General features: G+C 35.3%; 17 protein-coding genes. 13 read left to right on the top strand and 4 right to left on the bottom strand.

What is annotated here, in order from left to right:
• The first annotated feature begins 88 nt into the window (after positions 1-88).
• From ruvA to OO775_RS11085, 6 genes are all read left to right on the top strand, one after another.
• The gene (ruvA, locus tag OO775_RS11110; RefSeq protein ID WP_264847216.1) at positions 89-673 is read left to right on the top strand and encodes a Holliday junction branch migration protein RuvA; all 585 of its coding nucleotides are present in this window, start codon (positions 89-91) and stop codon (positions 671-673) included.
• A 63-nt stretch (positions 674-736) separates the two neighbouring features.
• Positions 737-1,228 (top strand): hypothetical protein, encoded by a 492-nt coding sequence (locus tag OO775_RS11105; protein ID WP_264847215.1) that lies wholly within the window; start codon positions 737-739, stop codon positions 1,226-1,228.
• A gap of 287 nt (positions 1,229-1,515) precedes the next feature.
• Positions 1,516-8,586: a T9SS outer membrane translocon Sov/SprA gene (gene sov, locus OO775_RS11100; protein WP_264847214.1), complete on the top strand. Its 7,071-nt coding sequence runs from the start codon at positions 1,516-1,518 to the stop codon at positions 8,584-8,586.
• A 21-nt stretch (positions 8,587-8,607) separates the two neighbouring features.
• Positions 8,608-8,766 carry a hypothetical protein gene (locus tag OO775_RS11095; RefSeq protein WP_264847213.1) on the top strand — a complete coding sequence of 53 codons (159 nt, stop codon included), beginning with the start codon at positions 8,608-8,610 and terminating at the stop codon, positions 8,764-8,766.
• On the top strand, positions 8,756-9,139 hold the full coding sequence (locus OO775_RS11090; protein WP_264847211.1) for a LamG domain-containing protein: 384 nt from the start codon (positions 8,756-8,758) through the stop codon (positions 9,137-9,139). Before OO775_RS11095 ends, OO775_RS11090 begins: the two co-directional genes overlap by 11 nt.
• A complete protein-coding gene (locus tag OO775_RS11085; protein WP_264847210.1) occupies positions 9,093-9,614 on the top strand; it encodes a LamG domain-containing protein in 522 nt (173 codons plus the stop codon). Before OO775_RS11090 ends, OO775_RS11085 begins: the two co-directional genes overlap by 47 nt.
• Positions 9,615-9,754: 140 nt before the next feature.
• Here OO775_RS11085 and OO775_RS11080 read toward each other — a convergent pair whose 3' ends face one another.
• Positions 9,755-12,007, bottom strand: coding sequence for a GH92 family glycosyl hydrolase (locus OO775_RS11080; protein WP_264847208.1), 2,253 nt, complete (start codon positions 12,005-12,007; stop codon positions 9,755-9,757).
• A 60-nt stretch (positions 12,008-12,067) separates the two neighbouring features.
• Entirely contained in the window at positions 12,068-13,162 is a 1,095-nt protein-coding gene (bioB, locus tag OO775_RS11075) for a biotin synthase BioB (RefSeq protein ID WP_264847207.1), read from the bottom strand.
• A gap of 250 nt (positions 13,163-13,412) precedes the next feature.
• Between bioB and OO775_RS11070 the strand changes: the two genes are divergently transcribed.
• Both OO775_RS11070 and OO775_RS11065 read left to right on the top strand, forming a co-directional pair.
• Positions 13,413-14,867 carry a TonB-dependent receptor gene (locus OO775_RS11070; RefSeq protein WP_264847206.1) on the top strand — a complete coding sequence of 485 codons (1,455 nt, stop codon included), beginning with the start codon at positions 13,413-13,415 and terminating at the stop codon, positions 14,865-14,867.
• Between the two features lie 13 nt (positions 14,868-14,880).
• Positions 14,881-17,136 carry a helix-turn-helix domain-containing protein gene (locus OO775_RS11065; protein WP_264847205.1) on the top strand — a complete coding sequence of 752 codons (2,256 nt, stop codon included), beginning with the start codon at positions 14,881-14,883 and terminating at the stop codon, positions 17,134-17,136.
• A gap of 79 nt (positions 17,137-17,215) precedes the next feature.
• Here OO775_RS11065 and OO775_RS11060 read toward each other — a convergent pair whose 3' ends face one another.
• Positions 17,216-17,461 (bottom strand): hypothetical protein, encoded by a 246-nt coding sequence (locus tag OO775_RS11060; protein WP_264847204.1) that lies wholly within the window; start codon positions 17,459-17,461, stop codon positions 17,216-17,218.
• A 546-nt stretch (positions 17,462-18,007) separates the two neighbouring features.
• Between OO775_RS11060 and trxA the strand changes: the two genes are divergently transcribed.
• The 5 genes from trxA to OO775_RS11035 all read left to right on the top strand — a co-directional run bounded on the left by trxA (position 18,008) and on the right by OO775_RS11035 (position 22,014).
• Positions 18,008-18,325: a thioredoxin gene (gene trxA / locus OO775_RS11055; protein ID WP_264847201.1), complete on the top strand. Its 318-nt coding sequence runs from the start codon at positions 18,008-18,010 to the stop codon at positions 18,323-18,325.
• Between the two features lie 127 nt (positions 18,326-18,452).
• Positions 18,453-19,235: a nitrilase-related carbon-nitrogen hydrolase gene (locus OO775_RS11050; RefSeq protein ID WP_264847200.1), complete on the top strand. Its 783-nt coding sequence runs from the start codon at positions 18,453-18,455 to the stop codon at positions 19,233-19,235.
• Positions 19,236-19,410: 175 nt separating this feature from the next.
• A complete protein-coding gene (gene lipA / locus OO775_RS11045) occupies positions 19,411-20,280 on the top strand; it encodes a lipoyl synthase (protein WP_264847199.1) in 870 nt (289 codons plus the stop codon).
• 25 nt (positions 20,281-20,305) lie between these two features.
• Positions 20,306-21,649: a UDP-glucose dehydrogenase family protein gene (locus tag OO775_RS11040; protein ID WP_264847198.1), complete on the top strand. Its 1,344-nt coding sequence runs from the start codon at positions 20,306-20,308 to the stop codon at positions 21,647-21,649.
• Between the two features lie 2 nt (positions 21,650-21,651).
• Positions 21,652-22,014 carry a hypothetical protein gene (locus OO775_RS11035; RefSeq protein WP_264847196.1) on the top strand — a complete coding sequence of 121 codons (363 nt, stop codon included), beginning with the start codon at positions 21,652-21,654 and terminating at the stop codon, positions 22,012-22,014.
• Between the two features lie 24 nt (positions 22,015-22,038).
• Here OO775_RS11035 and OO775_RS11030 read toward each other — a convergent pair whose 3' ends face one another.
• On the bottom strand, positions 22,039-24,489 hold the full coding sequence (locus OO775_RS11030) for a TonB-dependent receptor (protein WP_264847195.1): 2,451 nt from the start codon (positions 24,487-24,489) through the stop codon (positions 22,039-22,041).
• Between the last annotated feature and the right edge of the window lie 112 nt (positions 24,490-24,601).

The raw sequence follows: 24,601 nt of genomic DNA, 5'->3' as shown, positions 1-24,601 counted from the left end.
AAGAACGTAAAATTTATCATAATATACAACTTTTAACACATAGAAATAAAATATTTTATTATATTGCGCCCGAAATATTATTGGTTGTATGATTACACATTTGCAAGGTCGCTTAACGGAGAAAACCCCTACTTACGTGGTTATTGATTGTAACGGGGTGGGGTATTTTGTTAATATTTCTCTTTATACCTTTTCAAAAATACCTGAAACAGCGCAAATCTTCTTATACACTTATCTACAAATAAAGGAAGATGCCCACACGCTTTTTGGCTTTTATGACAAAGCAGAGCGTGATATTTTCACTCTTTTGTTATCGGTCTCGGGAGTGGGCGCTAGTACGGCTCGCATTATGCTTTCTTCGCTTAGCCCAGCACAGGTACAACAGGCGATTATCAATGGAGATGTAGGAACGATTCAATCCGTAAAAGGTATCGGAGCGAAAACCGCTCAACGCATTATTCTTGACCTTCGTGAGAAAATGATAAAATTAGAAGGGCTTACAGAGACCTCTTCAACCCTGCATAATACTGGTAAAGAAGAAGCTATTGCTGCATTGGAAGTATTGGGCTACCCTCGTAAGGTAACCGAAAAAGTAGTACAGAAAATCATCACACAGGCATCAGAGCCTTTATCCGTAGAAAATATTATAAAACAAGCGTTGAAATTAGTATAGATACATTATTATTTTATTGAAAGATTACCTATTAAATTATATTAACTTTAAAATTTTATTAAAATGGCAACAGATAATCTAATTAGTTTAGAGCTTTCCAAAGAAGAATTGGACAAACTCAATCATCTTCTCTCACAGATAGAAGAACTATTAAAAGACAAATTTATCAACTTAACTCCGAGTGAGCGAGCAGAATATGCACGTGTAGGCAACCGAACCGAAGGTTGGATTACCCGTGTAAAGCAGTATATGGAGCAGTATCCGCAGTTGGTGTTACAGCATATCAATACTGCCGAACACGCCAAAGATTACAACACTCGACATGCGTTATTGCCTATACTTAGACGCTTAGAGGCAATTACTCAACGAGTTGATGACACATTGCTTTTAATCGGGACGGACTTGTATAACAACTCTATTGCGTATTATAAAGGGCTAAAAGCCGCAGCAGCGACCAATGCTCCGAATGCAAAAAGTGCTTATACAGACCTTAAAACACAATTCCCAACGGGTCGTTCTACCAAGAAAAGCGACGATAAACCCATTACGGAATAGTTTTTATCTCTTTTGAAGGGGTTGCAATCTGCTTATTAGGGGGTTGCAACCCGTTCAATAGGGGGTTACAACCCGCTCAGTAGGGGGTTACAACCTGCTCATTAGGGGTTACAACCCGTTCAGTAGGGGGTTACAACCCGTTCAGTAGGGGGTTACAACCCGCTCAGTAGGGGGTTACAACCCGTTCAGTAGGGGGTTACAACCCGCTCAGTAGGGGGTTACGACCTGTTTCAAGGGAAAATTGACACAAAAATAGCACCTAAAATTCAGTTTGAATTACATAAAAAATGAGAAAATACATAATTAGCGGTATCTTATTAACTTTTTCTAATTTATTGACAATCTATGCACAGGAACAAGAAAAACCTGTCGAAACACCCAAAGATAGCGTGCGAGTAAGTCGTTCGCTTCGGCAAATTTTCTTAAAAAATCCGGAGAGTATTGTCAAAAAATACGAATATAATGCCGCTTTGGACAAGTATGTCTATACAGAAACACTGGGAAGTTATGATATTTCTATCCCAATGTTTTTGACCCGAGACGAATACGAACGTCTTGTATTTCAGGAACGTACCAAAGCTTATTTTCGTGAGAAAAACAAAGCACTGTACGCCGAAGACAATGCTGATGAGCAAACCAAAAAGGCACAGCGGGATTTATTGCCTGAATTTTATGTAAAATCTGAATTCTTTGAGTCCATCTTCGGAGGAAATAATATTGATATCAATCCGCAAGGTAGTGTGGCTTTTGACTTGGGTATGCGCTATCTGAAAAATGACAATCCGGCAGCCACCCCCGAAAATCGGCGGAGCTACAACTTAGATTTCGAACAACGCATCAGTCTGGGACTTACCGGACAAGTAGGTACGCGCCTAAAAGTGAGCGCTATGTACGACACGCAAGCAACCTTTGACTTTCAGAATGTATTCAAACTCGAATACGAACCCAATGAAGATGACATTGTTCGCAAGGTCGAATTTGGTAATATAAGTATGCCAACCAATAGTGCGCTGATTACCGGAGCGCAAAGTCTTTTCGGTGTCAAAATGGAATTGCAATTCGGTCGTACCACTCTTACAGGGGTTTTCTCTGACCAGCGTTCGCAGTCTCAAACTATTACCTCGCAAGGAGGAGGCACACTACAAGATTTTGAAATTCGTATCTTGGATTATGATGACAATCGTAACTATTTTTTATCACAATTCTTCCGAGATAATTACGACAAAGCTTTACAGAATTATCCTTTTATCAATAGTAAAATACAGATTACTCGTATTGAAGTATGGGCAACTAATCGCTCTCAACGCTACAACACACAGACCAATATACGTAACCTGGTTGCCGTACAAGACTTGGGAGAGGCTATTGCGCAGAATACACGTATCAATACGAATGCTCCTGCGGGGTTTTTCAATGGCTCGGTAGGAAATAGACCTACCAACCAAGCGAATGATTACGACCCTACACGTATTGGTAGTAGTGGGTCTGTCTTAACCAAAGATATTCGTGATGTAGCTACTGTCAAATCAGGATTTGGAACTATGGCAAACCTTGTCAATGAAGGATTTGATTATGCTATTCTGGAAAATGCACAAAAACTTCAAGAAGGAGTTGATTTCAAAGTCGATACAAAATTAGGATACATCTCCCTTAGCCAACGTCTTAACAATGATGAAATACTTGCCGTAGCCTATCAATACACCTACGAAGGGCAAGTATATCAGGTTGGAGAGTTTGCCAATGATGGTATTTCGGCAACTACTTCAATCATTACAGGGGGTGGAAACAACGCCATTACCAATAATTGTTTGGTCATGAAAATGTTAAAAAGTAATCGCGTAGTTACCGGAGACCCTATATGGCAACTTATGATGAAGAACATCTATTCGCTTGATGCCTTACAAATAAATCCTGAAGATTTCAGGCTAAATATATTCTATACAGACCCCTCTCCTGTCAATTATATTTCACCCGTTGATGAAAGTACGTGGAATAGCGCCCTTACCAAGAAGATTTTGCTTCAATTATTTCATTTTGACCAGTTGAACTCTTACAATGACCCACAAGATGGCGGAGACGGATTTTTCGATTTTGTACCCGGAGTTACTATTGACCCCGAGTACGGGAAAATCATCTTTACCAAAGTCGAGCCATTCGGACAGTTCTTACACGCACAACTGGGGGGTGGTAACTATGACAATTTCAGTTCGTGGAATGCCAATCAGCGGAAGTTCGTCTATCGCTCGTTGTATACCAACATCAAAGCCAAAGCACAAGAAGATAACGAAAAAAACAAATTTGTACTCAAAGGTCGCTACAAATCAAGTGGAGGACGGGGTATTTCGCTCGGTGCGTTCAACGTACCTCGTGGTTCGGTACGTGTAACAGTAGGAGGACGCATCTTACAAGAAGGGATTGACTATACGGTTAATTACCAAGCAGGTACGGTACAAATATTGGACGAGTCTATACAAAATTCTAATTTACCTATTGAGGTTTCGGTTGAAAATAATTTGATTTTTGGAGGACAAAATAGACGCTTTGCCGGAGTGAATGTAGAACATAAATTCAATGACAAATTTACCATTGGTGGGTCTATTATCAATATGCGCGAGCGCCCATTCACTCAGAAGTCAAACTACGGACAAGAGCCTGTGAACAATACTATATTCGGTTTAGGAGGGACGTATTCTACTGAAATGCCTTTCCTTACACGTTGGTTGAATAAAATTCCAACAATGCAATCAGATGTTCCTTCCAATATTTCGGTTCGTGGTGAGGTAGCTTATTTGCTTCCGAGCACACCAAAAAGCACCGATTTTGATGGTGAAGCTACCGCCTACTTAGACGACTTTGAAGGCTCGCAAACCACTATTGATTTGCGAGGAGCCTTAGCCTGGTCACTAGCAAGTACGCCTTTGGCTTTTGTACCGAATGGACAACTATACGGAACAAATCCTGAAGACCCCGATAACTTACGTAACGGATACGGACGAGCCAAACTGGCATGGTATAGTATTGACCCGCTTTTCTATTCAAATAATCGCCCAAGTGATGTAGGAGCCGATGAAATATCAAAAAATAGTACGCGGCGTATTTATATCAATGAGATATTCCCAGAACAAGAAGTAGCTCAAGGGGAACTTTTGGTGCAAAACACACTCGATTTGGCATACTATCCACAACAAAAAGGTTCATATAATAATAATCCGTCTGCTATGAATACTATCAGTGGTTCAGACAAATGGGGAGGTATTATGCGAGGCATGACCACTACCAACTTTGAAGATAATAACATTGAATATATTCAATTTTGGATGCTTGATCCATATACTTCAGGAGAATTTACACCCTCATCAGGAGAATTAGTCTTTGATTTAGGAAATATTTCCGAAGATATACTCAAAGACGGGCGAAAACAATACGAAAACGGACTACCAGGGCTTTCAATCACATCGAATTCGAACCCAAGTGCTTGGGGAAAAGTTCCCGCAGCACAATCACTCCTATACGCTTTCGATTCCAATACGGATAATCGAACACTACAAGATATAGGGCTTGATGGGCTTAATGATACCGAAGAGAGAAATACATATTCTAATAATGTTAACAGTTCTCCTAATGACCCTGCCTTAGACAATTATCAATTCTATTTGAATCGAAGCGGAAGCATTGCCAACAGATACTTCAATTATAATAATACACAAGGTAATTCGCCTGTGAATGTTACTGATACCAACCGGGGTTCTACCACACACCCCGATGTGGAAGATGTAAATCGGGATAATACAATGAATACAGTAAATAGTTATTTTGAATATCGTGTTCCTATCGGTGGTAATATATCACTAACAGACCCATATGTAACTGATATTAGAGAAGTTATGACAGATGCTCCTAACGGACAACGAATTCGTGCTCGTTGGATTCAGTTCAAAATTCCTATCAAAAACCCTTCCAGAGCTTTCGGAGGAGGAAGTGGCGACTTACGTTCGGTTACTCACATGCGTATGTATTTGACTGGGTTCAATAGTGATGTTGTACTTCGTTTCGGGACATTAGATTTAGTTCGTGGTGATTGGCGTCATTATAGCAAAACATTGAGTGATGACCTTGATGACCCTTCTGATGATAATACCCAAGTGGAAATCAATACGGTGAATATTATTGAAAACGAATCGCGACAACCTATTCCATATCGAATGCCCCCAGGAGTATATCGCGAACAAATCAATCAGAACAATACACTGGTAAGGCAAAACGAGCAATCGCTTTCGTTTTCCGTTTGCAATTTAGAACCCAATGACTCACGGGGTGTCTATAAAAATCTGAATGCAGATTTACGTCAGTACAAGCGAATAAAAATGTTTGTACATGCGGAACAACTCAAACTACAACCTCTTTCGGACAATCAGTTAGTAGCTTTTGTCCGATTAGGAAGTGATTTGAGCGAAAATTATTATCAAGTAGAAATCCCACTACAAGTAACCTCCCCAGGAGCATATTCAGAAGATGCTATATGGCCTAAGATGAATATGTTTGATATAGAAATGCAAGTACTTACCAAACTTAAAGCGATTGGTATTAACAATAACACACTCTCTCAAGTAACCTACTACGATGCGGATATGAATCTTATCAATTCGCCTAATACAACCCCTTACGTAGCTGGGAAAAACAGATATGCTATAAAAGGTAATCCATCTCTTGGGAAAATACTCTCTATGATGATTGGCGTAAAAAATGCGTCTTCAACACATCTTTGTGGAGAAGTATGGTTTAACGAATTACGTTTAGCAGAGCTCGAAAATGAAGGTGGGTGGGCTGCTATTGGGGCTGTAGATATGAATGCAGCAGACTTTATAAACCTTTCTCTGACAGGTCGTATGAGTACAGTTGGTTTTGGAACAGTTGAGCAAAAACCCAACGAACGAAGCCGTGAAGAACTCAAACAATTTGATGCAATGATGAATGTAAATGCAGGAAAATTACTCCCCAAGAAATGGAATGTACAAATTCCTGTAGGACTTAATCATTCACAAATGATTTCTACTCCAAAATACGACCCTCAGTACGATGATATTCGCTTGAAAGACCGATTAAATTTGGCTTCTAACAAAACACAACGCAACACTATTGAACAACAAGCTCAGAATTATACCAAACGACAAGGAATTACCATTATTGGAGCCAAAAAAGGACTTTCTGAAAATCAAAAAGCTAAGTTCTACAACATTGAAAACTTTACACTAAACTATGCTTACAACGAAATGTTCCATCATGATTTCGAAATAGAAACACAAAACGAACAAAGTATCCGTACAAGTGCAATGTATGCTTACGCTTTTGAACCTTACCGCCTTGAACCTTTGAAAAATAACAAACATTTCTCGGGTAGTAAATACTGGCAATGGCTCTCGGAGGTCAATTTGAATTTGTTGCCTACCAATTTGACTTTTGCTACCAATATTTCTCGTAATTTCAGCAAACAACGCTTCCGTGAGGTATATCAAGAGGGCATTAACCCAAGTTTGCAAACAGGATTACCTGAATTACAACAACGTAATTTCTTATTTAATTGGAACTATGGAGTCAATTATAATTTTACCAAATCATTACGTGCAAGTTACGAGGTTACCAATAGTAATATTGTAAGAAACTATTATACATACGATGGTTCAGGTAATCGGGTGATTGATAAAGAACTTTCAATTTGGAATGATTTCTGGAATACAGGAACTTCTAATCATTTTATGTCTCAAATTAAAGTAAATTATGAACTTCCTTTTGAAAAATTACCTTTTTTATCGTTTATAAAAGCATCGTATTCATATACAGGTGATTATGATTGGCAACGAGGTTCTGATGCTTTAACCTTGGTTGCTTCTCGACAAATCAATACAATTCAGAACGCTAATACTCACAATTTGACTTCTAATATGACTTTTGACCGATTTTATCGTTCATTAGGCGTAAAAGTTCGCAAAAAAGATGAAAAAGCAACCTTGAAACATTACTTAGTTGATTTTGTTACAATGGTAAAACGTGTGGGGGTTAATTATTCGGAAACCAATTCTACAGCATTGCCTGGTTATTTGCCACAAGTAGGTTTTTTTGGTACATCAAAACCGAGTTTAGGTTTTGTATTGGGTAGTCAAGAAGATATACGTTACAAAGCTGCTCAGCGTGGTTTACTCATTACTCAAGCTGAATTTGCCGATTTCAATGACCAATTTATTCAATCGAAAAATACTAATCTGGCTATTACAGCAAACTTGCAACCTATCCAAGATTTACAAATAGACCTAAATGCAACTCGTGAATATACAGACAATTATACCGAATCATTCATTGTTGATAGAGACCAATACACGCCTCTTATTGGTAACCAAACAGGTATGTTCTCTATATCAAATAATATGATTTTGACTTCATTCTTACAATCCGATGAGTATCATTCTGAAGCTTTTGAACGATTCAAATCATATCGATTGACCATCGCTAATAGATTAGCTGCTAATCGAGGTATTAACCTCTCTGATCCAAATAATATTGACGCTGATGGCTTCCCGAAAGGTTATGGAAAAACCAATCAGGCAGTACTTATGCCAGCTTTTTACGCAGCATATACTGGGCAAAGTGCCAATAGTGTTTCTCTTGATGCCTTCCGTAGTATTCCGATACCAAACTGGACAGTTCGCTACTCTGGATTGATGCGATTGGAAAGTTTCCGTAAAATTTTCCGCCGTTTCTCTCTTACGCACGGCTATCGTTCGAGTTATGCTCTTAGCGAATTCCGTACCAATTTGGAATACGACCCTACCAATCCGAATCAAGTTGACCAAGGAGATAATTTCCGTAACGAAAAACTTTTTACGAATGTGAATTTGGTAGAACAATTCTCACCCCTTATTCGTGTTGATTTGGAAATGCAAAACACATTGAGTGTCTTGGGAGAGATTCGTAGAGAACGTACTATTTCAATAAGTTTAGACAATAATTATTTGACCGAAATTCTACGTAAAGAATATCGTTTAGGACTAGGTTATCGTATCAAAGACCTACGCTTTGTAACCAAATTCAATGGACAAGAAGTAACTCTTAAAAGTGATTTAAACCTCAAAGCTGATATTTCGATGGCTAATAACTATACCGTAATTAGAAATATGGAATTGAATGACAATCAAGTAACTTCGGGGCAAACCTCGTGGATGACACGTTTTACAGCCGATTATGCTCTGTCAAGACACTTGAATACTATGTTTTATTTTGATTATTCGTTCTCAAAATATGCTATATCAACGGCTTTTCCTATGACTACATTACGAACAGGATTTACCATTCGTTACACATTTTAAATAATATAAATAACAAATACAATGAGTACAAAATCGTTTTACAAAATCCTTTTATTATGTGTCGGTATTAGTTTTATATCGTGCAGAAAAGATGTTGACAATGGGCAACAAGTTGAAGAGCATCCGTTGCAAAAAGAAGCTCCTCAGGGATGGGTTTACTACGACGGAGATGAAGTTTAATAACAAGGAAATAGATCATTCCTATTGGGGTATTTATGGAGATGAGTATACCTTTAATAAACGTTATGGACAAAAACAAGGAATGTTACAAACTTATCGAAAAGAACAAATAAGTTTTATCGATGATCAAGGGAAAAAAGTGGTACGAATTACCGCTACTCGTGATGATAATCCGCCTGCTACTACGTATGAACCCGAAAAACATCGTCCAGGTTGGTGGTCAGGAGTCTTATCAAGTCGTGATGCAAAAAATTATAACAGCAATCCTAGTAAGTTTTATCCTTTATTTTCACGAATTGAAATTAAAGCCAAAGTTCCTTACGAATATGGCGTATGGATGGCGTTATGGCTTCGACATTATAAGGGGTGCTAGTAAAGCTGAATTAGATATTTTAGAAATATTCTACAAACACTATCAGACTACACCAAACAAATTGCAAATAAACCAAACCTTGCATATGTTCAATAGTGAAACGCAGAAAACTCATATAAATCAAAATAAAAATCCGTTTACCATACTTAATTTTAATCCTTCTGAGGATTATCACGTATATGGCGTGCAGGTAGACCCTGACCCAAATGATCCAAAAAGGCATGCTATTATTAGTTTCTTGCTTGACAGAGAAATCACAGATACTTGGAAAACAATCGATTATGGAGATAGATACAATTCATTTATAACTGAAGCATTTGAAGAAGGAATAGAAAATACAACGTGGGACGTAGCTATTACTGGACAAATAGGTGGTTCAAACGCAGGTGTTGGTTATCCCGAAGATCATAATCCTGATCTTCAGAATGTTACCATGGACATAGATTGGCTTCGCGTTTTTGTACGACAAAAATAATCTACTTCATTTGTAAAATTCTTAATATCAAAGGCATCAACACTTTTTGAAAATAAACAAAAAGAATTTAGAAAAAAATCCCTTTCATGTAAATGTATTTTGAAAGGGATTTTTTATTTATATCTTCGCTATATAAAAATTTACCGCTTCGGTGTATCGGTTAGTTCAAAACGAATTTCATTTATTTTTTTCAACATTTCATCGGTAATAAAATAAGAATTGTATTGCTTTCCGTCAATAAAAATCTTGTCAATATATATATTCTTTTCAGAAGCATTCGATTTGATTTTCAGTGTTTTATTCGGATAAAACATGGGATTGAGATGTAATATTATTTCGGTAAATTTAGGAGCAGAAAGCGTATAAATAGGCTCTGCGGGAACTATTGGATAAAAGCCCATCATACTATAAACAGCCCAAGCAGACATGGTTCCTGTATCATCATTGCCAGGTAGTCCTGCTGGAATATTTCTGAAATAAGTCTTGAGCAGTTCATCAACTCGTTTTTGTGTAAGCCATTCATTTCCTTTGACATAATTGTACAAAAACGGATAGCCCATATCGGGTTCGTTTGCCATATCAAACTGCCCACTTTCAAAAATATGATTCAAATTTTTGACAAAATTAGTTTCTCCTTTCATCAATTTAATAAGTCCTTTTACATCGTGTGAAACCATAAAAGCATATTGCCAAGCATTACCCTCTATGTAGCCCACATTTTTTTCAAAATTGGCACCACTATCTGGATTAAAAGGTTCGTACCAAGACCCATCGGCATTTTTAGGTTGAAGTAAATTCCACTTAGGATTAAAAAACTTTCGATAAGAAACAGACTGATTTATAAATCGTTTATAATCAGTTGTTTTTCCTATTTTTTTGGCTAATTGAGCAATGGCAAAATCAGCAATATTATATTCTTGTGTGGTAGAAACAGGTCCTTCAACACCACCTTGTACGCTCAAATATCCTTTCTGCAAATATTCTTTTAAACCAGGACGAAGCGGATTATTTTCGGTAGTTTCAGCCCCTTTACACATTGCCTGATAGGCTTTTTCAACATCAAAATCAGTAAGCCCACGAAGGTAAGTATCTGCCAAAACAATAGAAGCAGGGTCGCCCACCATAGTAAAAGTCTCGGTCGAATTCAGTTCCCACTTTGGAAGCCAACCACTTTGGTCATAAATATCTAACATACTTCGCACCATATCAAGTTGTTGCTCAGGATACAAAAGTGTCATCAATTGATGATAATTTCGATAAGTATCCCACAGAGAAAAAGTTGTATATCGAGTAGTTTGTGTCTTTCCTATTTTGTTATTTCCTGCCTCTGGATATTGTCCATTGATATCATTCAAAGTATTAGGATGAATGAGCGAATGGTACAAAGCGGTATAAAAAATTGTTTTTTGTTCTTGTGCCCCTCCTTGTATTTCGGCACGTGAAAGCAATTCGTTCCAACGATTTTTTGTCTGTTGATATACTTGTTCAAAAGATTGATTACTAATTTCTTTCTGCAAATTTTCACGTGCATTAGCAATACTTACATACGAAATTCCAATCTTAACTTCTACTTTTGTAGGTTCATTAAAGTGATAACGGAAATATGTACCTATACTATCACCAACAACTTCTCTATCAAAGCGTTCTTTTATACGTGTTTTTCCGTTGTAAAGCATCCATTGTGCTTCTACTCCATCATATTTATTATGCCCTTGCCAAATACCATAATCATCGGCTGGGCGAGAAAATTTCGCTACAAAATACACAGGATACGCTCTTTCGGGACTATTATAACAAAACGAGCCAACCATTCGCAAACCTTCTATTTCAGTAGGAGAAACTATTTTCACCATAGCTCCTTGTTCATTGGTAAGTCCCAACCCTAAGTTAATCAATATATTAGCATCTCCTTTTGGGAATGAATAGCTACTAATTCCTGAACGAATATGAGCTGTCATTTCAGCTTTAATATTATATTTATCAAGTTCTACGCTATAATATCCTGCTGATGCCTTTTCATTTTTATATGTTGTTCCGTATTCTAAATGATTGGTTTTTAGGTCTCCCATAGTTGGCATTAAGTTAATCACTCCTAACTCGGGACAACCTACTCCACTCATATTCACGTGAGTAAATCCGGTAAGGAATTTATTTTCATTCACATACGGATTTGAGAGCCATCGACTATCTTTTTCAAGTTCGCTATTGAATTGCTTTTTGTCAAAAGCCACATTAAAAGGTGAAATACTTAGCATTCCTCGTGGCGAAATAGCCCCTGGGTGTGTCGCTCCAAAATTAGAAGTTCCAATAAATGGATTTACATATTCGGCTGGTGATTGCCCAATTACTAACTGATTACATAAAAGAAATGCCAACAGATATATTTTTCTCATAAAAAAATTGATTTTTATTAAACAATAACCCTAACAAACAATCTGTTAGGGTTTGTATATTTACGATATTTTTTCTTTTTTGATGCGTGCCTTTTCGTTGCGTTCTATCTTATGTGAAGGGCGACTCCACTTAGGTTTTTCGCCCAAGGATGGATATTGTGAATCTTCGGCTTCAATGGTCTGCGGCTGCGGGTGTGTTTCAAATGGTTTTTGAGGTCGCATTCCCAAAATTTCAAACATACGCATATCTTCCGCAATATCAGGATTGGGAGTAGTTAAAAGTTTATCTCCTGCAAAAATAGAATTCGCTCCCGCAAAGAAACACATCGCCTGCCCTTCTCTACTGATGTGCGTACGTCCTGCCGAAAGCCTTATTTGGGTTGTTGGCATTACAATTCGGGTTGTAGCAATCATTCGTATCATTTCCCATATTTCAACAGGTTTTTGGTCTTCCAAGGGCGTTCCTTCCACAGCAACCAAAGCATTGATAGGTACCGATTCAGGTTGTGGATACAATGTTGATAACGAAACAAGCATACTTGCTCTATCTTCAACCGATTCGCCCATTCCGATAATACCTCCACTACATACGGTTATATTGGTTTTTCGTACATTTTCAATCGTTTGCAATCGGTCTTCATACCCACGAGTCGAAATGACTTCTTTATAGTATTCCTCCGATGTATCCAAATTATGATTATAGGCATAAAGCCCTGCTTCTGAGAGTCGTTGTGCTTGATTTTCAGTAATCATACCCAGGGTACAACATACTTCCATATCCAACTTATTGATAGTACGAACCATTTCGAGTACTTGATCGAACTCTGGTCCATCTTTCACATTGCGCCAAGCAGCCCCCATACATACTCGAGAACTTCCTGCTGACTTAGCTCTGAGAGCTTGGGCTTTCACTTGAGGAACAGTAAGCAATCCTTCTGCCTCTACATGCGTATGATAACGAGCCGCTTGGGCGCAATATCCGCAATCTTCGGAACAACCTCCTGTTTTTACAGAAATTAAAGTTGAAACTTGTATCGTATTGGGGTCGTGATACTTACGATGAATTGTTGCTGCTTCGTATAGCAAATCCATTAGAGGCTTGTTATATATTCTCAATATCTCATCCTTAGTCCAATTATGTCGTATTTCGCTCATTTAGTTACTTGTTTGAGAGTACAAATATAGCAATATTCTTTGGGAAAGAATCATAAAATTTATTTTTCTTTAAAACTAAATCTTAACATACTGATTCTCAATAATAATTTTTATCTTTCATTTTTTATAAAAAAAACAACTTATCTTTTAAAACAGAATCTGTTTATAAAAACTAATTTTAGATTGTTACAAGAAAAACAACCTCATATAATAAAAAAATAGTACTTTTGCATATCAATATAATTATATTATGGAAGAGTGGGCTAAAAATAATGGTAATTTTGAAGATATTCCTTCGATTAGCGCCAAAGCACTGCGTATCAATTTGAATAAAAACTTCTATGGAACCTTTTCTGAAATAGGTGCAGGACAAGAAACGGTGCGACATTTCTTTCGAGTTGGAGGTGCTTCGGGTACAATAGCCAAGGCTGTAAGTGCCTATGATAAAAATTTTAGTGATGCCCTATATGGGGCTGACAAAAATGGACGTTATGTAACCGAAAGCAGACTCAAAAAAATGCTTCAACACGAAACCAATCTACTTGAAGAACGTTTGCCTAGAAACGAACACCCTGAAAAATTATTTTTCACCTATGCCAATACGGTTACAACTATTGATTTTGCTAAACGTTTCAAAGGTCATGGTTGGGTAGGAATACGTTTTCAAATGGCTCCCGATGAAGATTATAATGATATCATTCTCCATATTCGTTTTCATCAAACGGAAGCACGTGCACAACAAGAAACTCTCGGCAAACTGGGCGTTAATCTCATACATAGTGCTTTTTACAAAACTAATGAACCTGAGCAGATTATAAAACACCTATACGACCATATTGATAAAACAGCAATTGAAATTGATATGATAAACTTCTCTGGTCCGCATTATCGCAATATTGATAATCGCTTGATGAGTTTACAACTTATCAAAAACGAAACAACCGAAGCAGTTCTCTTTGGTCCTGATGGAAATAATTTGCACCCTGCCGAAGAACTCTACAGAAAGAATATCCTGACCCTTAGAGGAACTTTTCGCCCTGTAACGCTGGTTAATATCGAAATGCTTGAAAAATCATTACAAATATTTCTACAAGAAACAAATGTAAATCCACAAAAAACTGAAGTTATCTTTGAACTAACCCTTTCAAATTTGAAAGAACTAGGAGAAATAGACGAAATAGATTTTATGCACCGCGTACAAATATTGTGCGCACTCGGATATAAAGTACTGATTTCTAATTTTAAAGAATATTATCGCTTGGTTGAATATCTGTCCAATTATACCAAAGAACGTATGGGATTGGTAATGGGAGTGAGCAACTTTTTAGCTATTTTTGATGAAGATTATTATACCAACTTGGGCGGAGGTATTTTGGAGGCCTTTGGTAAATTATTTTTCCGCGATATTAAGATTTATCTTTACCCAATGCGTGATATACAAACCAATCAAATACTAACTAGCGATAATCTGAGAGTAAAACCACATCTTAAAGAATTGTACAAATTCTTCAAATTCAACGAAAAAGTAGTTGATATTAAAGATTATACAGAAAGTTATTTAAATATTTTCTCACGCGAACTTTTCAAAAAAATAGAAAATGGCAAGTCAGACTGGAAAAATATGGTTCCACAAGGCGTTGCTCAAATGATAGAAGAAAATCATCTTTTTGGTTGGAAAAAAAATATCAATAAACAGAACACATAAAATAATATAGCTTTTGAATCCTTCTGATTACATTCTAAATTTCATCAATCAAACCAATCGTTCGTTGTTCTTAACAGGAAAAGCAGGAACAGGGAAAACAACGCTTTTGCACCAAATTATCAGTTCAACTTACAAAAACACAATCGTGGTTGCCCCAACTGGGATTGCTGCGCTCAACGCACGAGGAGTAACCATACACTCTCTATTTCAATTACCTTTCGCTTCATTTTTGCCAACAATAACCAATCCGCCTGTGGTAGAAGGAAATATTCGATTCGAAAACAGACATTCGTTGCAAAAGCATTTCAAAATGCATCGAAATAAACGGAAAATTATTATCAATTTAGAACTCTTGATAGTTGATGAAGTGAGTATGCTTCGTGCTGATGTGTTAGACGCAATGGATTATATGCTGCAATTTGTACGAAAAAATAAACAACCTTTTGGTGGTGTTCAAGTGCTTTTTGTTGGAGATTTGTTACAATTACCTCCTGTGGTAAAAAATGAAGAATGGAATATTTTACAACATTTTTACAAAGGAATATTTTTCTTTCATTCCAAAGTTATTGAACAAAATCCGTTGTTGTATATTGAACTTGACAAGGTGTATCGTCAATCAGATATACATTTCTTGTCAATTCTTAACCATTTGAGAAACAACAAAATAGAGACTAACGATATACAAATTCTAAACAAATATGTGCAACCTAATTTCAAATCGAACAAAAAAGATGGGTACATAACCCTGACTACACACAACATCAAAGCAGACAAAATAAATAAGGAAGCATTGGACGAATTACCCGAAAAAGCATATCAATATCAGGCAGAAATCATTGATGATTTTCCTGAATATATCTATCCGATTGACAAAATTCTCACTTTGAAAAAAGGAGCGCAAGTAATGTTTGTCAAGAATGATACTTCACCCGAAAAACGCTTTTTTAATGGAAAAATTGGTACAATTGTTTCGCTTTCTGAAGAAGAAATTTTGGTAAAACTTGCTGACGAAAATACGACAATCGAAGTACAAAAGTACGAATGGCAAAATATTCGCTACCGAACCAATCCCAAAACAAATGATATTGTTGAAGAAATCTTAGGAACTTTTACTCAATATCCCTTACGTATAGCATGGGCTATTACAATACACAAAAGTCAAGGACTTACCTTCGATAAAGCCATTATAGATTTAGGTGGCGTTTTTGCTCCCGGTCAAGCCTATGTGGCTCTATCTCGCCTGCGTTCTTTAAACGGACTGGTCTTATTGTCATCTATTTCGACTAATAATATACAGACTTCCAATGACGTACAAGATTATGCACAAACCAAAGCCAATGAAAACACTTTACATTGGGAGTTTTCTGTTCAGAAGAAAAAATACCTTGAAAAACAAGTAATAAGTGCTTTCGACTGGGAAGAACTATCCAATAAATGGTTTTGGCATGCCAATTCGTACAAAGCTGAAAGTGAACGAAGTAATAAAAGTAAATATAAAGATTGGGCAAAAAGACAAACTCAAAAAGTAAATGAAATTATTGCTCATTCTCAGAAATTTTCACGCCAACTACAATTCCTTTTTTCAGAAACACATATCGATTTGTATTTTATTTTGGAACGATTTGAAAAAGCAAAAACTTACTTTTTCCCTGTTTTAGACGACCTTACTTATCAGATTTTGCGCACACAAGCTGAGGTTTCTTCATCAAAAAATGTAAAACAATTTCATGAAGAACTTGCCGAACTTGAAGAAATACAAACTCAGGTTGTTTTTCGCTTACTCAAAACTGAAGTTTTTTTGAAAGCAATTTGCGAAGATGAAAACCTAACCAAAGAGTCCCTCTCGTGGAAAAAAATTAGCGATTACAAATCGAATTTGCTACAAAAAATCTATGATGAGCTAAGTATTCAGAAACTCAATCTGGAACAAGATAAAAAACAAAAGAATAAAAAAACTGAAAAAACAGGAAAAATAGCTACCCAATATCAAACTTGGGAACTTTGGAAGAAAAAAATACCTTTGGAAGAAATCGCCAGAGAGCGAAAGCTCTCATTAGCAACCATTTACAGACACTTAGGTTTGTTAGTAAAAGAAGGAAAAATACAACTCAATGAGATTCTTTCTTCTGAAAAAATACGCGAACTTGCAGTCGTTTTTGAAAAAGCAGAAGAAGAGACTACATTAACTCAAATCAAAGAACAAGTAGGCGAAACTTTCTCTTGGGAAGAACTAAAATTGTTTAAAAATTTTTTCAACAAAGAAGATTAAACATATATAATTTATTGATTTTCAATAAATAAAAAATGCCCCTTGTAGGGACATTTTTAGATTTATTGTTGTTGTAGTTTTAAGCCTCAGCCTTTGGAGTCCAATCATTGCAAAGCATTTCGGCAGCAGCGTGCAATTTATTAGGACATTTTGCTGTTTGATATTTGGCACACGTTGTGCAATCTACTTCATCTTTCAAACTTGGACGCATATCAAAACTGTCACAAGTATATTTTGCTTCCACCTTTGTTTCGTGGATTTTACAAACATTTTCTGTTGTCAAATTCTGGCAATTTGCACAACCATTTACTAATCGAATAGCCATAATCTTAATTTTTTTATTAAACTCCTATTTATTATTTTCTGAGGCAAAGGTATGGTGTATTTTTCTTAGAAACAAACTAAATAACTGATTTACAACTAATTATATTTTGAATAAATAAAAACAATTATCAAAAATATTGATTATTAGTAAGTTATATTTAACAAATATTATATTTAAAATCATTCTAAGAAGTTGTTTATAATAAGTCTGTTTATTTCTACTAATTCAGTACTAAAAATCCGATATTTGTAGTAAAAATAAATCTTCAATCTTAATTCATACCATAAAATATAATATATCTACTGAAATTTAAAAAAATCATAACATAAACTAATATCTTTTGACAAAAACAACCAGATTTAGGCATACATTTCTATACAAGTCAGAATATATTACAACTTTATTGATAATAAATATTTTAAGACAAAAAAATTCTCTGTTATAGATTTTTCAATAAATACTATTACAAAAATCAATAACAAAAATATTTGTATAACAAATAAAATTTGTACCTTTGCACATTATAAACGAAAATTAAATAAAGAAATGGCTTTACAAATAACAGATACTTCTTTTGAAGAAGTGGTTTTAAAGAGTGATAAACCTGTTTTGGTTGATTTTTGGGCAACTTGGTGCGGCCCCTGTCGTATGTTAGGTCCAGTAATTGAAGAAATTGCTACAGAGTACGAAGGGAAAGTTGTTGTCGGAAAAGTTGATGTTGATGCGAATCAGGAATTTGCAGGTAAGTATGGAGTACGTAATATTCCTACGGTACTCGTATTTCAGAATGGAGAAGTAGTAGGTAGACAAGTAGGTGTTGCTCCTAAAAAAACATACACAGATGCCTTAGACCAACTTCTATAATCTTAAAAAAATCAATTATACTTTGATAGCCTCACTATTGAGGCTATTTTTTTTTGAAAAAATAGTTTTTATATTTGTTTTTTCTTATAAAGATGTTACCTTTGTAGTGGTAATTGACTTTTTTCTTATGAAAGAATTTTTGAAAGTAGCCTTATTCCAAACAGATATTGCTTGGGAAAATCCAAAGGAGAATAGAGAGCGCTTAGCATATCAACTTTCGAGGCTTTCAACAGATACTGATATGGTCTTTCTGCCAGAAATGTTTACTTCTGGTTTTTCTCCGAATGCGGAAAAAATAGCAGAAACAATGCAAGGTGAAACTATCGAATGGCTCAAAAAACAAGCAAAACAATACAATGTTGCCATTGGAGGAAGTCTTGCTATTGGTCAAGAACAAAATTATTTCAATCGTTTGGTTATTGCTTTACCCGAAGGAAATTTTGTTTGCTATGACAAACGTCATTTGTTTACATCATCACACGAAAAAAATGTATACAAATGCGGTGAAAATCAATATTTTCTCACTTACAAAGGCTGGAAATTAGCACTTTTCATTTGTTACGATTTACGATTTCCTGTCTGGGTACGTAATACTGAAAGGTACGATGCGGCTGTTTTTGTTGCAAACTTCCCTTGCCAGCGCATTTCGGCTTGGGATACACTTCTTAGAAGTCGTGCTATTGAAAATATGTGTTACACTATTGGTGTTAATCGTGTGGGAGTAGATAAAAATCCTGCTGTTTATAATGGACATTCCGCTGTTTATAATAGCTATGGCGAATGCGTTTCAGGTCAAATATCTTGCGATGAAACAATTATTTATGCAATTCTTAACACTAAAACTTTACATAAGCATAGGTCTGAATTCCCTGCATTAAATGATGTTGATAATTTTTGTTTAAAAAATTAAAAATCAGCCATTTACACTATATTACATTATTTTATAAAAGTAAAAGTTTGTTTTTCTATCAAAAATTCTTTTACTTCAAGGTGATTATTTTGTCAATTTTAGAAAGAAAATAAACTATTTCAAAAATCAAATAAAATTCACTATCTTTGCCACTTGATTATAGAAAATAACACTAATGATAAATACAATAGAAACTGCTGAAATTGAACCCAAACCCAAATGGCTTCGAGTAAAACTTCCTACAGGGAAAAAATATACCGAACTTAGAAGTTTAGTTGACAAATACAAACTTAATACAATTTGTACTTCGGGAAGTTGTCCAAATATGGGGGAATGTTGGGGGGAAGGAACCGCTACATTTATGATTTTAGGTAATATTTGTACGCGCTCTTGTGGTTTTTGCGGGGTGAAAACAGGTCGTCCAGAGACTCTTGACTGGGAAGAACCTGAAAAAGTAGCTCGCTCTATTAAACTAATGAATATCAAACATGCCGTAATTACTTCGGTTGATAGAGATGATTTGAAAGATATGGGAAGTATCATCTGGGCTGAAACCGTTCGTGCTATTCGTAGGATGAATCCTGAAACTACACTGGAAACACTTATCCCTGATTTTCAAGGAGTTAAAAGAAATATTGACAGAATTTTAAAAGCTACTCCTGAGGTTATTTCTCACAATATGGAAACTGTTCGCAGGCTTACCCGCGAGGTTCGTATTCAAGCTCAATATGATCGAAGTTTAAATGTTTTGAAATATCTTAAAGAAAATGGAGCACATCGAACAAAATCTGGAATTATGCTTGGGTTAGGCGAAACCGAAGAAGAAGTAATTGAAACACTCCACGACTTAAAAGAAGCTAAACTTGATGTAGTTACCATTGGTCAATATTTGCAACCAACAAAAAAACATCTACCTGTAAAGCAATTTGTTACTCCAGACCAATTTAAAAAATATGAAGAAATAGCAAAATCCTTAGGTTTTCGCCATGTAGAAAGTGGTGCTTTGGTACGCTCTTCTTACAAAGCACACAAACACGTATTGTAATCTTAATTCTTGAAAAAATTAAATCATGAAAATAGCTGTAATTGGAACAGGGTATGTTGGCTTAGTTTCGGGAACTTGCTTTGCAGAAGTGGGTAACAAAGTAATATGTGTTGATGTTAATCAACAGAAAATCGACCAACTAAAACAAGGCATTATTCCGATATACGAACCCGGTTTAGAAACGTTAGTAAAAAATAATATTGCCAATGGAAATTTACAATTCACAACAGATATTTCACAAGCTGTTTCACAAGTAGAGTTTGTTTTTATAGCAGTTGGAACTCCTATGGGTAATGATGGGTCAGCAGACTTGCAATATGTTTTGGATGTAGCAAAGTCTATCGGAAAAACAATGCAAAACAGACTTATTATTGTTAATAAATCGACAGTGCCTATTGGGACTGCTGATAAAATAAAAAATATTGTAAATCAAGAACTTACACATAGAAATAGTAATTTATCTTTCGATATTGTTTCCAATCCTGAGTTCTTGAAAGAAGGCAAAGCAGTCAATGATTTTATGAAACCTGATAGAGTGGTAATAGGAGCTGAAAGTGAATATGCCTTTGAGCGAATGCGAAAACTTTATAAACCATTCTTCTTACAATACGAACGGTTTATAATGATGGATATTCGTTCTGCTGAAATGACTAAATACGCAGCAAATGCAATGCTTGCTACCAAAATTTCGTTTATGAACGAAATTGCCAACATTTGTGAAAAAGTCGGTGCTGATGTTAATAAAGTTCGTTTAGGTATTGGTTCTGATGCACGTATCGGATATAGTTTTATTTATCCTGGCTGTGGATATGGAGGCTCTTGCTTCCCAAAAGACGTAACAGCCTTGAAAAAAATAGCTCACGAATTTGATTATCAGCCTGAACTTATTGAAGCTGTGGAAGCCGTCAATAATCGACAAAAATATGTGATTGTACAGAAAATAATTGCTAAATATGGAGAAAATCTGCAAGGAAAAACATTTGCTGTATGGGGACTTTCTTTCAAACCCGAAACTGACGATATGCGTGAAGCTCCATCTATCTATGTAATAAAAGAATTGATAAAAAGAGGAGCATTTATACATGCCTATGACCCCAAAGCTACTTATCAAGCACAGGCTTTTTATCTTACAGAAGAACAAAACAGTATACACTATTACAAAGACAAATATGAAGCACTTTCAGGAGCTGATGCCATGATTTTACTTACCGAATGGAAAGAATTTAGAATTCCTGATTTTGATAAAATAGCTTCTTTGCTCAAAGAAAAAATTATTTTTGATGGACGTAATCAATATAATAATTTTGATTTAACTTCACAAGGATTTGAATATTATCAAATAGGCGTTCAGCACTTAACAACATCATAATAATGGATATAGTACGAAGATTGGGAATTTTTTTCATAGGTTTGTCTATAGGTATTGTCATTTTGGCTTTTTTCTTCAAAGGGAAAGGAGTTGAGATATGCTATTTGCCAAATTGTAGGGTTTTGAAAGATATTCGTAACAAAACTATTTTCATTGATCAATCTGTTGAAAAACAAAAATTTACGCTTGATGTTTTAAAACCTATCTTTTGGGAAGGAAACGTTGTTTTTTCGCAAAGTGATACACGTTCAACTCCTTGCAAAACCTATTTAATAGAAGGTCTTACAACCAATAATGAAATGGTAAAAATCAAAGTTGAAAATTGTCCAACGAAAGCTACTATAATTTCGGTAGAAAATTTTTAATCTTTCATTTATAAATAAAAATAGCTAAAACATCATTTCATCTGCTGAATCATCACCCACTCTATTTTGTGATTTGTCGCGTTGTTTTTTCCTATTTTCTGTTGGATTGCCAAATCGATATGTAAAATTCATTGTAATTTGTCGAGGGCGCCATTGCATTTCTGAATAAGTTTGCACTGAAGGAGTTTGTGTATCAGCAATCATTTTGCGCGAATTAAACACATCGCTAGCATTGATTGAAAGCGTTCCCTTTTTATTAAAAATTTCTTTGCTAAGTGCCAAATTCAGAAAAAAATCTCCTCGAATATCCGATTGAGCAGTTTTACGAGGTCCCATATACATAGCAGTAGATTGAAAATCAATATTCAAAGGAAGTAACATTTTAGCAGAAAGTCTTGTAAACCAGCTTGTTGTAGAAGCATTTAAATTCTGAGTAACATTATTGCCTAAATAATTTTTGTATGAAAAATCTCCTTCTGTTTTTTCACTAAAAAAATTAAAATTCCATGTAAAGCGCCAATTATTTTTCGGTGAATAAGTCGTTGTAAATTCTACTCCAAACCGATGTTGATTTGCTAAATTTGCAGCTGTTCGTACCATCACCGGTACATTTAGTCCCGCTATGGTTACAAACTCTCCTGACTCAACGGTAACAAACTGAAATACCTGTGTTGAATAATTGTAATACGCTGATGTGTTGAGCGTTACCTTCCCTCCTAACCGAGTTAAATATCCTAAATCGAATGCATTTGTATAAGTAGGGTCAAGATCTGGATTTCCTCTAAAAAGATTTGTATTACCTGTTCGAGAAGTAAAAGGATTGATAAATCGATTACGAGGTCGTTGCAATCTACGGGTGTAACTAATACTAACTTGGTTATTTTCAGAGAATTCGTATCCTAAAAATACTGATGGAAACAAACCTGTATATGTTTTTTTATTCTTTCCTGTTTGAAGTTCTTGAATAATTATATGTGTATCTTCGAAACGAAGCCCCAACATTGTATTGATTTTACCAAATTTTTTTCCATATTGCGAATAAAAAGCATTTATTTGTTCTTTATAAATAAAATGATTACTATAATTTGTATTTAAGGTAAGCGTTCCTGATATTTCATCAAATACCTGATAATCAGTATCTCTATTATTAAAATTACCCTGATAACCTGCTTCAAACTGACTATTTTCGCTGAATGGAAGTACATAATCAACCTTAACTAAATGGTCTTTTTGTTTTTCCAAATTAGTACTTTGTTCGTTTTGCAAGTCATAAATATATTCGTGAGCATCTTCTTTTTCTGTAGAATATTGATAATCAACAGTTAATTTATGTCCGTCGTTGTTAAATCTTTGGTCATAGTTGAATGAATATTGGATATTATATTCTTTTTCTTTTTCATTACTTTGTCGTAATCTATTAGAAACCAAGTTTTTGTTCTGATTATAGTTAAAAATATTTACATCAGCGTTTGCTCCATTTCGATTATCTCCATACATTATGCTGTTGGTTATTGAAATTTTGTCAGATAGTGCATATTCAATACCCAAATTGGTATTCCAACCGCGTCTAAGTCTCCAATTATCTCGATATTCGTCTTGATAACTTTCAATCATTGCATTTTTAAAAGATTTTTGTTCAAACAAAGTTGTACCTTTAGCATTGTTGTAGCGATACGATGTAGTATTGAAAAAGTTAAATTTTTTTTCTCTCAAGTTGAGATTGATTGAAGCTCCATAATTTTCAGTATCAGCGACACCAACAAAACTATTTACTGAACCTGTAAGTCCCAATCCTGTTCCTTTTTTCAAAACAATATTGATAATTCCAGCTGTTCCTTCGGCATCATAACGTGCAGACGGATTGGTTACTACTTCTACTTTTTCAATCATATCAGAAGGAAATTGTTTCAGGGTCTCTGGACTCATTCCTACAAGCGATGATGGTTTTCCATTGATAAGCACTCGTACATTTTCGCTTCCACGTAAACTGATAGTTCCTTCACTATCAACACTTATTGAAGGAACATTGTCCAAAACATCAGTAATAGAACCTCCTTTTACAGTCATATCATCTCCTACATTATAGATTTTTTTGTCTAAACGCATTTCGACAGTTGATTTTTTGCCAACAACCTCAACACCTTCTAACTGAGCTACGTCATCATCTAAGGATATTGTCCCTAAACTTTTGTCTTCGTTTAAAACAAAACGAGTAATTTGATAGGTTTTATACGAAAAAAACTGAATTTTCAACAAATAAGTTCCTTTGGGAGCTTCTAACGAAAATCGTCCATAAGTATCAGTAACTCCACCTGTTAGTTTGCCAATTTCATTTATATTTTCTAATGTAATAGTAGCATATTCGAGAGGTTGCTTGGTTGAAGTTTCAATTACTTTACCTGTAAGTTTGACATTTTGAGCCTTAATTCCTATTGAAAAAAGTATAATAAATAGTAATATAGTCGATTTCTTCATTAGTAAATAATATTTTTTTGCAAAAATAAGGAAAAAAAGCATTATTTCTTTCTATAAAGAGTTTATTATAATCAAAATCTAACAAAAAAGTATTTGTATATCCGTAATTAAA

It is taken from the genome of Capnocytophaga catalasegens (genome assembly GCF_026005215.1).
GTDB classification, from domain to species: Bacteria; Bacteroidota; Bacteroidia; order Flavobacteriales; family Flavobacteriaceae; genus Capnocytophaga; species Capnocytophaga catalasegens.
Note: the sequence above shows the minus strand (reverse complement) of the source record. Positions and strands in the feature narration are given on the sequence as shown.

What these genes read in the sequence shown, in the direction of transcription:
- OO775_RS11050 (WP_264847200.1), top strand. Translation starts at nt 18,453, where the DNA reads ATGAAAGAATTTTTGAAAGTAGCCTTATTCCAAACAGATATTGCTTGG.
- OO775_RS11085 (WP_264847210.1), top strand. Translation starts at nt 9,093, where the DNA reads ATGGCGTATGGATGGCGTTATGGCTTCGACATTATAAGGGGTGCTAGT.
- OO775_RS11040 (WP_264847198.1), top strand. Translation starts at nt 20,306, where the DNA reads ATGAAAATAGCTGTAATTGGAACAGGGTATGTTGGCTTAGTTTCGGGA.
- OO775_RS11090 (WP_264847211.1), top strand. Translation starts at nt 8,756, where the DNA reads ATGAAGTTTAATAACAAGGAAATAGATCATTCCTATTGGGGTATTTAT.
- bioB (WP_264847207.1), bottom strand. Translation starts at nt 13,162, where the DNA reads ATGAGCGAAATACGACATAATTGGACTAAGGATGAGATATTGAGAATA.
- sov (WP_264847214.1), top strand. Translation starts at nt 1,516, where the DNA reads ATGAGAAAATACATAATTAGCGGTATCTTATTAACTTTTTCTAATTTA.
- lipA (WP_264847199.1), top strand. Translation starts at nt 19,411, where the DNA reads ATGATAAATACAATAGAAACTGCTGAAATTGAACCCAAACCCAAATGG.
- OO775_RS11095 (WP_264847213.1), top strand. Translation starts at nt 8,608, where the DNA reads ATGAGTACAAAATCGTTTTACAAAATCCTTTTATTATGTGTCGGTATT.
- OO775_RS11030 (WP_264847195.1), bottom strand. Translation starts at nt 24,489, where the DNA reads ATGAAGAAATCGACTATATTACTATTTATTATACTTTTTTCAATAGGA.
- OO775_RS11070 (WP_264847206.1), top strand. Translation starts at nt 13,413, where the DNA reads ATGGAAGAGTGGGCTAAAAATAATGGTAATTTTGAAGATATTCCTTCG.
- OO775_RS11035 (WP_264847196.1), top strand. Translation starts at nt 21,652, where the DNA reads ATGGATATAGTACGAAGATTGGGAATTTTTTTCATAGGTTTGTCTATA.
- ruvA (WP_264847216.1), top strand. Translation starts at nt 89, where the DNA reads ATGATTACACATTTGCAAGGTCGCTTAACGGAGAAAACCCCTACTTAC.
- OO775_RS11080 (WP_264847208.1), bottom strand. Translation starts at nt 12,007, where the DNA reads ATGAGAAAAATATATCTGTTGGCATTTCTTTTATGTAATCAGTTAGTA.
- OO775_RS11060 (WP_264847204.1), bottom strand. Translation starts at nt 17,461, where the DNA reads ATGGCTATTCGATTAGTAAATGGTTGTGCAAATTGCCAGAATTTGACA.
- OO775_RS11105 (WP_264847215.1), top strand. Translation starts at nt 737, where the DNA reads ATGGCAACAGATAATCTAATTAGTTTAGAGCTTTCCAAAGAAGAATTG.
- trxA (WP_264847201.1), top strand. Translation starts at nt 18,008, where the DNA reads ATGGCTTTACAAATAACAGATACTTCTTTTGAAGAAGTGGTTTTAAAG.